Raw genomic sequence first — 12,560 nt, forward strand, 5'->3', positions numbered from 1 at the left:
AGCCGGCTCTTTTTTTATAGACACAACGAGGGTACAGCTCAATCAGAATTGGTAAGTTAAGCCAACGGCTACAACGTCATCGTTGTTCAGGTTCAGCTTGTTGTTGTCATCCAACTGGTTGATTTTGTAATCCACAAAGGTCGACATGTTTTTGTTGAAATAGTAAGTCATGCCCACATCAATGTATTTAACCAGATCCTCGTCACCGATCCCTTCAATGTCTTTGCCTTTGGTCTGGATATAGCCGAGGGACGGACGCAGGCCGAAGTCGAACTGATACTGCGCTACCACTTCGAAGTTCTGCGCTTTGTTAGCAAAACCGCGGGTGCCGATTGGCGTCATGTTGCGGGTTTCGGTGTAGATTGAAGCCAGGTAGATGCTGTTCGCATCATACTTGATACCGGCGCCCCATGATTCCGCTTTATCACCGCTTCCCAGCGCCTGCAGCTGCTGCTGGTTAGTACGGTCAGAAGAGGTGATGGCCGACATCAGGCTGATACCGGTGTCAGCAATGGTGTAACCCAGTGACGCACCGTAACCGTCGCCGTTCTGACGAGAAGTATCGGTGATGCTGCCACGGGCGTTAGCGCTGGTGGCGTCGTTTTTGCCCTGATATTGCAGCGCGAAGCGCAGGCCATCAACCAGGCCAAAGAAGTTGCTGTTGCGGTAAGTGGCTACGCCAGTTGCACGCGCAGTCATGAAGTTATCGGTACGCGCGGTACCGTCACCGCCGAACTCTGGGAATACGTCAGTCCAGGCCTCGACGTCATACAACACGCCATAGTTACGACCATAGTCGAATGAACCGTATTGGCCGAATTTCAGACCAGCAAAGCCCAGACGGGTTTTGTTGCCTGCGTTGGCATCAGAACCTTCAGAATTATTCGCGTTGTACTGATATTCCCACTGACCATAACCGGTCATCAGGTCATTAATCTGCGTCTGGCCTTTGAAACCGATACGCACGTAAGATTTGTCACCGTCGCTTGACGCGTTATCGCTGAAGTAGTGTTCAGCTTTAACACGGCCGTAGAAGTCCAGTTTATTACCGTCTTTGTTATACACTTCTGCGGCGTTTGCGGTGGAAGCCAGTGCCAGCGCTGATACAACTAATGCCAGTGTGCTCTTCTTCATTTTGCTATCAATCCCAATGAGTAAAATTTGTTGTACCCGTGAAAGGTTTTGTAAAACACCGACTTTTTACCGGTTGGTGATGAACGTTTTATGACAGTTTTTCGGCTTTCTTGTTAATCGCGAACTTTTGGTCTACCGCATTGTCAGGGGATTTTTGTGCTTTTCCCCTTGCTGTTGTTGGCTTCCTTGCTCACTCCTGATAAAACGTCCCTTCGCAGATTTTTTTCTTACATGGCAGGAAAAACATGAGTGGCAGTCAGACCCTTGTGGTCAAGTTGGGTACTAGCGTCCTCACCGGCGGTTCACGCCGGTTGAATCGGGCGCACATGGTGGAGTTGGTTCGTCAGTGTGCGCAGTTGCACGCCGCGGGCCATCGCATTGTTATCGTTACCTCTGGCGCCATTGCCGCCGGACGCGAACACCTTGGTTACCCCGAACTGCCGCCTACCATCGCCTCAAAGCAGCTGTTGGCTGCGGTGGGGCAGAGCCGTTTGATCCAGCTGTGGGAACAACTGTTCTCGATTTATGGCATTCACATCGGGCAGATGCTGTTGACGCGCGCTGATATGGAAGACCGTGAACGTTTCCTTTATGCGCGAGACATGCTGCGCGCGCTGCTCGACAACCACATCGTGCCGGTGATTAACGAGAACGATGCGGTGGCCACTGCTGAAATTAAAGTGGGCGACAACGACAATCTGTCGGCGCTGGCGGCGATGCTGGGCGGCGCGGATAAACTGCTGCTGCTGACCGATCAGCAAGGGTTGTTCACCGCCGATCCGCGTACCAATCCGGAAGCGGAGCTGATCAGCGACGTGCACCAGATCGATGATGCGTTACGCACCCTCGCGGGCGGCAGCGTGTCGGGCCTGGGAACCGGCGGCATGGCGACCAAGCTGCAGGCGGCGGACGTCGCTTGTCGCGCGGGGATCGATGTGATCATCGCCGCCGGCAGTCGTCCGGATGTGATTAGCGATGTGCTGTATGGCAAACCGGTCGGTACGCGTTTCCACGCGCAGCAGTCGCCACTGGAAAACCGCAAGCGCTGGATCTTTGGCGCACCGCCGGCGGGCGAAATCACCATCGATGATGGTGCGCTGGCCGCGATGCTGGAGCGCGGCAGTTCGCTGCTGCCAAAAGGCATCCGTGACGTGCAGGGCAACTTCTCGCGCGGTGAAGTGATCCGCATTCGCAATCTGCAAGGGCGCGATATCGCCCACGGCGTCACGCGCTATAACAGCGATGCCATGCGCATGATTGCCGGTCATCACAGCCAGGAAATCGGCGAGATCCTCGGTTACGAATATGGCCCGGTAGCGGTGCACCGCGACGATATGATCGTCAGTTAAGGAGCAGATAATGTTAGAAGAGATGGGTAAAGCGGCGCGCGCTGCGTCGTACAAACTGGCAGAACTCTCCACCGAACAAAAAAATCAGGTGCTGCTCACCATCGCCGATCGTCTGGAAGCGGAAAGCGCGGACATCCTGGCGGCGAACGAGCAGGATTTGGCGGATGCACGCCAAAATGGCATGAGCGAAGCGCTGCTCGATCGCCTGACGCTCAACCCGCAGCGTCTGAAAGGCATTGCCGATGATGTGCGTCAGGTGTGTCGCCTGGCCGATCCGGTGGGGCAATTGATGGATGGCGGCCAGCTTGATAGCGGCCTGCGCATTGAACGTCGTCGCGTGCCGCTGGGTGTGGTTGGCGTGATTTATGAAGCGCGTCCTAATGTCACTGTTGATGTGGCATCGCTGTGCCTGAAAACCGGCAACGCGGCGATTCTGCGCGGCGGCAAAGAGACTTATCGCACCAACGCCGCCACCGTGCGCGTGATCCAAAATGCGCTGACCCAGCACGGTTTACCAGCAGGCGCGGTGCAGGCGATTGAAAACCCGGATCGTGAACTGGTGAATCAGCTGCTGAAGCTCGATCGCTACGTCGATATGCTGATCCCGCGCGGCGGAGCAGGTTTGCACAAGCTGTGCCGTGAAAACTCCACCATTCCGGTGATTACCGGCGGCATCGGCGTGTGCCATCTCTATCTCGATGAAACCATGGAGACCGAGGCCGCGCTGGAGGTGATCGTCAATGCCAAGAAGCAGCGGCCAAGCGCCTGCAACTCGCTGGAAACGCTGCTGATCCATCGCGATCAGGCGGACACATTCATTCCGGCATTCCTGCAACGTATGGCGCAAGAGAAGATTGCGCTGCACGCCGACGAAAATGTGCTGGCGCTGCTGCAAAACGGTGCTGCCGAGGTGGTGGCGGTGCAAGCGGAAAATTATGATGACGAATGGTTGTCCAACGATCTGAACGTCAAGCTGGTGGCGGATATTGATGAAGCCATCGCGCATATCCGTGAGCACGGCACGCAGCACTCTGATGGCATTCTGACGCGCAGCATTGGCAATGCCAATCGCTTCGTCAACCAGGTTGACTCATCGGCGGTATACGTTAATGCCAGCACACGCTTCACTGACGGCGGCCAGTTTGGCCTCGGTGCCGAAGTGGCGGTCAGTACGCAGAAGCTGCATGCGCGTGGTCCAATGGGACTTGAAGCGCTGACCACCTACAAATGGATAGGGTGGGGCGACGATACGCTACGTCGCTAATGTTCGCTCCTGCATGACAATGGGCACCGAAAACGGTGCCCATTTTTTTCGTTTTCGATCCAGTTATTCCAAGAGCTTTTTGATTTATTTCTGTCATCTATGGCGGGCTCGCGGCTTTTCACCCATTTTTTCCTTTAGATGCTGGTCTTATTGCGACAGAACAATCCTGAAAACCCCTGTCAGAACAAGCGATATGGCACTGAACACTGGTTTCGCCCTAACCGAAGGGGATAATGATTGTCCAGCTTCATTGATAAAAGCGGTTGGGTAGTAAACTGCCGGTAATATAAAATGAACTGGTAGCAAAAATGAAAATAACATTCAGTCTTTTACTGAAGGCAGATTATTAACTGATGGTTAAAAAAGAAAGTACGAGACAAGCATTCACTGCCAGGCTGATTGCCGCATGCGAAAGCGCGGGAATTGTCGGACATGGACGGAATAAACAGGTTGCGCTGGCTCTGCAAGAGAGGGGATGCAAGATCTCAACGCCGGGGGTGTGGAAATGGTTTAACGGGCAATCGATCCCCGATGATAATAATCTACTGGCGCTCAGCCAGTTACTCGACGTGCGCGTGGAGTGGCTGCAATTTGGCATGGAAAAACCGGCCGCCTTGCTGACGCAGCGCAGTCTGGTGAACCCAAAACATCTGTTTCGCGTGGAGAGTCTGGATATCGGCCAGCACGGTGCGCGCAGCGGCTCTTCGCGCGATGAACTGGTGGAAACCATTCAAGCCATTGAATATGGGCTGGAAGAGGCGCGGGTGCTGTTTAATGGCCGCCCGGCGGAAAATATTCGCCTCATCGCGCTGAACAGCGATTCGATGGCCGGCACTTTTGCGCCGCGCGATCAGCTGTTTGTCGATATCAGCGTGCATCGCTTCGATGGCGATGGCATTTACCTGTTCACGCTTGACGATCAGCTCTATCTCAAACGCCTGCAACTTCAGCACAAAAAGGTCGCGGTAATCTCCGATAACAAGCGCTATGAAACCTGGTACCTCACGCTGGAAGAAGCCAGGACGCTGCAAGTGGTGGCGCGGGTGATCATGAGCCAGGCGCGGGATTACCAAATCCTGGGCTGATCACAAAACGTCAGATTGCGGCAAAAAAATATTTTGGCTGAAATCATTAATTTAACTGACGGTAAATAAAAAATTAACCATTGGTGTTTGCCAATGCATTAGAACCTGTTAATAATTTGAGCATGGATGGACAACATACCTGCTCACGGATGAGCCCGCTCTTAAACAATTGAGGCGCTGCACAAGCGCGATACATACCATCCAAAGTTAGTGAACTTTGGGATGGGGTGGATACGCACTTTGCAGCGTTGTCAGTTGCCCTCTGATTTTCACTCTCCTCTACTTCACCCTGGCCGCGAAAGCAGCCGGGTAAGTTGACGTCGGGTATTTTCCAGAGGAATAACGAACGCGTCGGCCTCAGCCGAATTGCCGTGCCTGCCACCCCATCGCCAAAGACTCATTAACAGGAGGAGTTATGGCGATTATCCAGTACGGAAAGTCAGTATTTTCAGGCAATGCACGCACGCGCCGCCATCGGCGACGGCAGTCCCTCAGCCTTAAGCGCAGCATCGATAGCGCACTCGGCATCGAATACGAAAACGTCACCTTGCGCACCGCTGAACGCATCTGCCAGCGCCAGACGCTGTCGCGCGTTGACAGCGCCGTGCTAGCGCCCGTTCGTGTTCAGCAGGCACAACCCAGCTTTGATAACTGCTGTCTGCCCCACGTCTATTTGTATGCCGTGCGTTAACCCTGCATCACTTTCCCCAGTTTTAAACGGAACGTTCCATTGTTGCTCACTGTTTAACCATTCTTGAGCGTTTCGCTTATATGAAAACGCGCTCAATGTCGTAAACGATCAGCAGGATTTATGTTTTTTGCCGTTTTGCGCAGCCATTTTCAGGCTGTTGCGCCCCGTCAAAGAGGAATTTCTATGAGCCAGATTATTGCCATCCTGAATTTCGAAGAGGGTTACCGCGAAGCGCCTTACCTCGACTCGCTGGGTTTCCCCACGGTCGCTGGCGGCATTCGCATCGGCCCCAAAGGGGCATCGCTTAGCAACTACATCTTCCAGGTGCCGCGTCCCGTCGGCGATGTGTGGAAGCAGTGCATTGTCGAGGGCAAGGTGCAGCAGATGCATCAGCGTGCGCTGGTGCAGCAGGCGCTGGCCAAATGCAATGAGGCGCGCAGCGATGTGCTGATCAGCATGGGATATCAGCTGGGGGTGGATGGGCTGGCGATGTTTCGCGGCATGCTCACCGCCATTACGCAGGGCGATTTCAACAGCGCGGCCAACGCCATGCTCGACAGCCTGTGGGCAAGACAAACGTCGGGTCGCGCACGGCGCCATGCCGAAGTGATGCGCAGCGGCACCTACGACATCTATCGGGGGCTGCTATGAATTTGAAACTGCTGATTTTTGTCACCGCGGTGCTGGCAGTGATTGTGGTGGTGTTGGTGATGCAGCGCTTCACCACGCTGGAGTTCGTGAAACATGCGCGGCTGTTATTCAAAACCTGGTCGGTATGGCTGGCGTCGCTCGGTTCGATGCTCAGCGCGTGGGTGCAATCATTTCCCACCGCTGCGCTTGATGCCTGGAACAGCATGCCGCCCGACGTGAAAGCGATTCTGCCGCACAACTATCTGGGGCTGATTGGCGCCTTTATGGTGGCGATGGGCGTGATTGCCCAATTCATCCGCCAGAAAGGCCTCAACCAGCAGAAAAATGCGATGGAGGAAAAAGTATGACATTGCTCATGACATTGTTCGGCGGCAGCTGGCACTGGATTGCCGCGCTGGCGGGCGTCATCGCTGCGCTGGTTGCCAGCTACTTCGGTGGCAAGAAAATCGGCAAGGTGCAGCAAGCATCCCAGGCCGCCGTCGAGCGCGCCGATAAAGCCGCGGCGCAAGCGGTAGCGGTTAACCAACAGCAGCAACTGCTGCGCGAGGAGGCCAAACGTGTGGAAGCCAGCAACCTTAATCTTGATGACGCTGCTGCTCGTGACAAGTTGCAGCAATCGAAGTATCACCAGCCCTGAATCTCCCGTCGTCATCGACTCAGCCTGCACCCTGTTTTCCCCGATTTATACCCACGGCAATGACGCCGAGCGCATGGACGTTCGCACCGTGCGCGCCATCAACAACCACAACGATCTTTGGGATCAGCACTGCGGCCAGCCGGCTCAGTAACGCTGCTCTCATGCATTTGCATTACCTACCCGAAAAGCCGAGGAGGCTATGATGATCGAAGTTAACTCTTATGCAGAACTGCGCACCACTGTACCGGCCAAAAACGGCGATTTGGCATTCTTACGTCGTTACAACGCGGACTCCACCTTCCACGGTGGCGGTGATTTTACCGGTTTTATCGGCACCACCACGGCGGTAGAAGATGGCGGTACGCTGGTGATCGGTAACGGTTTTTACTGGAAACGCGTGATTAACGATCCCACCGAAATCAACGTTTATCACTTCGGTGCCAAAGGCGACGGTTACGCCAACGATACCGAGGCGTTTAACCGTATGCTGGCGTGGACGCAAAGCTACTCAGGCAACATCACCGCATTACCGGTGCGTTTTCCAGGCGGTCGATTCCTGATTAGCCCCATCGACATCAGCGGTACCGAGCGCGCCTTCTTCGGTTTGCAGGGGGATGATGTTGAGCTGGGTTCGCTGCCGCGCACCACCATCATTTCCGACAAAAGCGCCAACACGGTGTTCAAGGTGAAGGCGCGTCGTACCTCAATCCGCGGTATTGCGTGGAACGGCCAGGCATCCGCCGATATCACCACCAACAAAAGCACCATCACTGCCGACATGTGCAGCAACGTGCAGCCGTTCTTCGAAAACACCTGTATCGAAGGCACCACCGTCAATATCTACTGTTTCCGCGCGCAGAATAACGGCGGTACGGTGATCAAAGTGCTGGATACCCTCGACAGTAAATTCGACCAGATTTACACCCTGTATACCTACGGACGCGTGTTTGATGTCGGCTGGTCAAACTCGCCAAAAGGCGCGTGGGATCACTCCACGGCGATTGAGCTGTGTAACTGTAACTTCCAGACCGGTTATGGCGATGCCACGCTCTACATGCCGCGCGTGACGCAGGGGATTATTCGCAACGTGTGGATTGAGCACACGCGTAATCCGGGCGATCTCTCCGACGGCGGCTGGACGGTGGATACGCTGAACATTGAGGATTGCGGTACGCCGTTGAATCTCAACAATGCGCGCGTGGTGATCCGTCAGCTCAATCTGCAATCCGGCGCAAAACTCAGCCTGGATGCGGCGGCTGGACGTTGGTTATCCACCTTTGAGTATGGCTACCGTCGCGACGAGAACTACGGCACCTTTATGACCGGATCGCTGCGCGCGGGCTACTTCAGCGGCTACAAAATTACTAATAACACCGATACCGATAACTGGTATCGCGTTGGGCAGCTGTTCTTCCCGAACGCTAACCAGCAGTGGGTAATGGAGTTTATTGGTAAAGCGGATGCCACTCAGCCAACGGGCACTGCCGGTTCACCGGTCAACGTGGCGGCGACCGGCAAAACCTGGGTCAATCTGCAGCGTCTGGAAACGGTGTGGGCTGATGCCTATCACATGGGACAACCTGCGGTGCTGGATATCCGCTACAGCCGCGTCGGCACCACCTATGCGGCGGTGTGGGTAAAACTGCGCGCCAACAGCGGTGACACCATGATGAACCTGAAATGCACCGGTCCAACGCGTTTCGATACCGGTTCCTGCTCGCTGTTCCAGCAGGACTTCTCGGTCGTGACCGATACCACCAAACTGGGCGGTTTCAAACCGGCGGCGCGTTTCGGGCTGCACAACGGTTTGGCCGGCATTGGCGCGAACGAGAAAGGGGTGCTGACGGTCGCGACGGCGGCCGGTACGCCGACCAACAAAACCGCGCCTACGGGCTTTGTGCTGGTCAACATTAACGGTGTCGATCGTAAACTTCCTTATTACGATTGAGGTCCAGCACCTTTTTTGGCGAGGCTTCGGCCTCGCCTTTTTTTGTTTGTGGGGAAAGCGCACTGGCCATAAAAAAAGCACCGCTGTTTCCAGCGATGCTCTGATCAAAAGAGGCCGATTGCGCTATCAAAAACTGACTTTGACGCCCAGCGCGGCGCTGGAATCGCTGAAGCCTTTGCCGCCAACCTGTTGCGCGATGCCGCCCCAGATGCCGACGTGCTGACTCGGATTCACTTCCAGACCCAGTTTCACTTCGCCGATATTGCGCGCACCCGCCTGCTCAATCTTCACGCCATCCAGTTTGCTGCCGAAGCGCTGCGTGTTATGCAGCCAGTTCACTTCAGCGTAAGGCTGCGCGGTGGCGGTGTGCATGGTTGCCCGAACGCCAGTGCGGGTTTGCACGTTATTGTTGCCGGTGGCGCTGACGCGGGTGCCGTTCTGCTCGGTGTAATCGCCGGTTTTTACGCCCATCCACACCGCCTGCGCTTTCGGCTGCAGGCGATACTGCTGCTGCTCGCCGAAGGCGAAGCTGTAGCCGCCTTCCAGTGACGCTGTCATCCCCTTCGACTTGTAGCTTTCCTGACCGAGACCTTCACCTTTTACGCTGTTATTGAAGGTGTTGTAGGCCAGCCAGCTGTCGACAAAGGCGCCGCTGCGCGTCTGGCTGTCCTGCTGCCAGCCGGCATAGATACCGCCGCTGTAGCCGTTAACCTGGCCTTTGGCGCTGTAGCCGGTGGTTTTCGACAGCGTATTGCTTTTGGCATTGCCGTAACCTGCCATCACGCCGAGGCTGAAACGGTCGCTGCCATTCAAACTCCATTGTGCGATGTCGCCACCCAGCTGCGTCATGTAGCTGTTGGTGATGCTTTTCAGCTGCGCGGTGCTGTCACTGAAGCGTCCGTGCGCGCCTTCGTTGCGCAGCCACAGCGTGGTTTTTTCCACTTTGCCGGTCAGCGCATCACGGTATTCTGTCACGCCCGGACGGTCGGCTGCGCTCAGGGTAAACAGCTTGCTGGCCGCCGCAAGGTTGGCAATATAGCTGCCGACTTCCGGACGGGCACGCGGGGTACGTTTCGGTTGCGGCACCTCCGGTGCAATGACGGTGCCCGTATCGCCGCCCTCGTCTTTAATGGGATCGACAGGCGTTGGATCAACGGGAATCGGATCGCTAACCAGGCGCCACTTACCATTTTTATCCTGCACCAACGCATAATCCCACGCGCCGCCGACAATGCGACCATCCTGCAGGAACTCACCGTTTTGCGTGCCCTCAACGCGAATCAACTCAATGCCCTCCAGCGTGGCAGCACCTTTACCGCCCGCATTGTGCACCTGAACTTTGGTGGTGCCGCTGGCGTTGCCGGCAATATGCAGTTTATCGCTAGCCGCATCGTCACCCGCCAGCGCAAGGTTCATCACCAGTTTGGCGTTGTCAGCGTGGTAATCGCCCTTAACGGTTAAGGTGTGGAAATCGCCTGCACTGTGATCGAAGATGATGGTGCTGTCTTTGGCCGTCAGGCTGTCGACGGTGGAGCTGCCGGTCATATTCCACTGGCTGCTGCCCGCTAAGCTCAGATCCTGCAAATCATGCGCGGCACCCTGCCAGCGTGAACCGGAATCCAGGCTGACGCTGCTGGCCTGCGTTTTGCTGCGATCAATATTGGCATCGCCCTGCAGTTGAGAATGATTGCTGGCGTTAACCGTAATACCGCGCACGTCCGCTCCTGCATCACCGCCGTACGGGTTGAGCCCGGTTTCGAGCAGCGTTGTGCCGGACAACAGGCTGTTATCAAGATTCACCGTCGTTAAGGCCTGGTTATAAGCGACGATTGCAGGCCCATTATCTACCGTCAATATTGTGTTATTCAGGTTGATTTCACCTTTAGTATATGAAGTCACAATTCCAGCGGCGTTATTTCCTTTGATATGTAAAAATGAATTATTAATGTTAGCCGTAGGGTCAGCGGAGCTTACATAAGCGTTAGCGATATGTATAGCAGTAACTATTTCTTCTGGGTTGTTATTATTATCCATTTCTGCAAAAACATTGTCAGCCGTTAACACGGAGCCACTTTCAGCTTGAAATACATTGCCGCCGCTATGGCTTTCTATTTTTGAATTGATTATGTTTATTACTCCACTATAAGTTGATTGTGCACCATTCCCGCTATTCATGATCTCAATATCTACACCTTCAGCATCGACTTGTCCTGAATAATTGGCATAGATACCAGCAGAATCACTATCCAAGGCAATTAGTTTACTATTACGAACGTTGGCTAATCCTTTGCTACTGGCGGTAATTGCACCACCTAAAGTTGCCGCTGAAGAAATTGTGCTGTTATTGATATTTATCCGGGCGCCCTCACTTTTGGCCCAGACACCATATCCTCCTGCATCAATCTGCATATTTTCAGCATCAGTCATGGATTGATTAGCATAAATGCCGTGTCCTACCGATTTCACCTGAACATCTTTGAGCGAAATGGTAGATTTATTAGATGCCTGAACGCCCACGCCCTGCGAATCAATTGAGACATTTTCAGCATTCAGAATACCGCCATTTTTAGCAAACATCCCATAACCGGCTTTACCGGTGGTTGTGATGCTGCCACCGAAAATATTCAGTTCCGATCCGGTATTTACCCACGTGCCGTAGGCATTGTCGCCTGTGGTAATATAATGGCTATCTGTGCTGGTCATCTTTCCACCGTTTTCAGCCAGCAATCCGTAGGCCTCTTTACCCGTCACGGTGACGTGACTGTTTGCCACATTCGCCACGGCTGAGCTATAGCTGTTGATGCCCTGGCTGGTAGATACCACTGTCACTCCATCAACATTTAAACGTCCACCGCTTTTAGCCAGAATGCCGGTGCTACCATTACCAGTATTTGTGATGCTGCCACCGATAATAGTGAGTTCAGATCCCTTGTTGACCCATGCGCCGTAAACGTTTTTGCCTGATGTAGTGTAATGGCTGTTGGTACTGGTAACGTTGCCGCCATCTTCAGCCAGTAACGCGTAAGCGTCATTACCGCTTACATTTACATTGCTGTCAGCAATTACAATCTTAGCGCCTTGATTAATGCCGTAAATGCCATAGCCGTTAGCCTGTACGCTCAGGTTCCTGGCCAGAATTTTGGATTTATCGGCGTAAACGCCCACGCTGGAAGTATTCAAGGTAACATCGCTGGCCATTAACTTGCCGCCATTGCCAGCCACTAAACCATATCCCTGTGCGCCTGTAGTGGTAATCGTACCGCCTCTTATGTCAATACTCGATCCCGCACCATCAACATTAACCCCGAACGCTTTTTTACCGCTGGTCGTGAAGTTCATATTATTGCTGTGCGCGGTGGCGCCTTTTTCAACAAATAAGGCGTGTGCGCTGTCATCGCTGGTAGCCACGTCCTTATCCTGAATATTAATAATATTGCCCGCGCCAGAAGCATATTCGCCATAGGCGGGGTCGGCCAGCGCGGGCTGGATAATCCCGACGCTGGCAAGCGCCATAAAGGCCGTCGCCACGCAGCCTGCGGTGAGGCGACGTGCTGTGCTGGAACGGGATGATTTCACTTTGCCGCGTGCCAGTTCGGAGGTGACAACATAATTACCCTGGCTGTGGTTCCAGATAACCCGATAGTTTTTATTCATTTTGACTCTCTGCCTGTAAAAGTATCTCACGCCGAAATAAAACGTTGATTCGCGCGCGGGATGATTAAGGGATGGATATAACTTGATGGCAGAGAGAATATGAAAGGTGCGGTAAAAATCCGGGTAAGACATGTCTTGAATAAGATA

General features: G+C 54.1%; 10 protein-coding genes. 8 read left to right on the forward strand and 2 right to left on the reverse strand.

Annotation, left to right across the window (positions count from 1 at the left end; translation table 11 throughout):
- Positions 1 to 42 precede the first annotated feature (42 nt).
- A complete protein-coding gene (gene ompC, locus FCN45_RS04250) occupies positions 43 to 1,134 on the reverse strand; it encodes a porin OmpC (protein ID WP_101762516.1) in 1,092 nt (363 codons plus the stop codon).
- A 245-nt stretch (positions 1,135 to 1,379) separates the two neighbouring features.
- Here ompC and proB point away from each other — a divergent pair, with 245 nt between their 5' ends.
- From proB to FCN45_RS04295, 8 genes are all read left to right on the forward strand, one after another.
- Positions 1,380 to 2,483: a glutamate 5-kinase gene (gene proB, locus FCN45_RS04255; RefSeq protein ID WP_101762515.1), complete on the forward strand. Its 1,104-nt coding sequence runs from the start codon at positions 1,380 to 1,382 to the stop codon at positions 2,481 to 2,483.
- 10 nt (positions 2,484 to 2,493) lie between these two features.
- Complete coding sequence (gene proA, locus FCN45_RS04260) at positions 2,494 to 3,747, forward strand: glutamate-5-semialdehyde dehydrogenase (protein ID WP_137385225.1); 1,254 nt, start codon at positions 2,494 to 2,496, stop codon at positions 3,745 to 3,747.
- 353 nt (positions 3,748 to 4,100) lie between these two features.
- Positions 4,101 to 4,832, forward strand: a complete 732-nt coding sequence (locus FCN45_RS04265) for a S24 family peptidase (protein WP_137385226.1) — start codon at positions 4,101 to 4,103, stop codon at positions 4,830 to 4,832.
- Between the two features lie 415 nt (positions 4,833 to 5,247).
- Positions 5,248 to 5,523, forward strand: coding sequence for a hypothetical protein (locus FCN45_RS04270; protein WP_110867800.1), 276 nt, complete (start codon positions 5,248 to 5,250; stop codon positions 5,521 to 5,523).
- 183 nt (positions 5,524 to 5,706) lie between these two features.
- Entirely contained in the window at positions 5,707 to 6,174 is a 468-nt protein-coding gene (locus tag FCN45_RS04275) for a glycoside hydrolase family protein (protein ID WP_101762511.1), read from the forward strand.
- Complete coding sequence (locus FCN45_RS04280) at positions 6,171 to 6,521, forward strand: hypothetical protein (RefSeq protein WP_101762510.1); 351 nt, start codon at positions 6,171 to 6,173, stop codon at positions 6,519 to 6,521. Before FCN45_RS04275 ends, FCN45_RS04280 begins: the two co-directional genes overlap by 4 nt.
- A complete protein-coding gene (locus FCN45_RS04285) occupies positions 6,518 to 6,811 on the forward strand; it encodes a hypothetical protein (protein WP_137385227.1) in 294 nt (97 codons plus the stop codon). The genes FCN45_RS04280 and FCN45_RS04285 overlap by 4 nt, the downstream gene beginning before the upstream one ends.
- 202 nt (positions 6,812 to 7,013) lie before the next feature.
- Positions 7,014 to 8,759 carry a glycosyl hydrolase family 28-related protein gene (locus FCN45_RS04295; protein ID WP_101762507.1) on the forward strand — a complete coding sequence of 582 codons (1,746 nt, stop codon included), beginning with the start codon at positions 7,014 to 7,016 and terminating at the stop codon, positions 8,757 to 8,759.
- A gap of 126 nt (positions 8,760 to 8,885) precedes the next feature.
- Here the strand turns inward: FCN45_RS04295 and FCN45_RS04300 are convergent, their stop codons facing one another.
- Positions 8,886 to 12,413: an autotransporter outer membrane beta-barrel domain-containing protein gene (locus FCN45_RS04300; RefSeq protein ID WP_168197473.1), complete on the reverse strand. Its 3,528-nt coding sequence runs from the start codon at positions 12,411 to 12,413 to the stop codon at positions 8,886 to 8,888.
- Positions 12,414 to 12,560: the final 147 nt, after the last annotated feature.

Source organism: Pantoea sp. SO10 (assembly GCF_005281435.1).
Classification (GTDB): Bacteria; Pseudomonadota; Gammaproteobacteria; order Enterobacterales; family Enterobacteriaceae; genus Pantoea; species Pantoea leporis.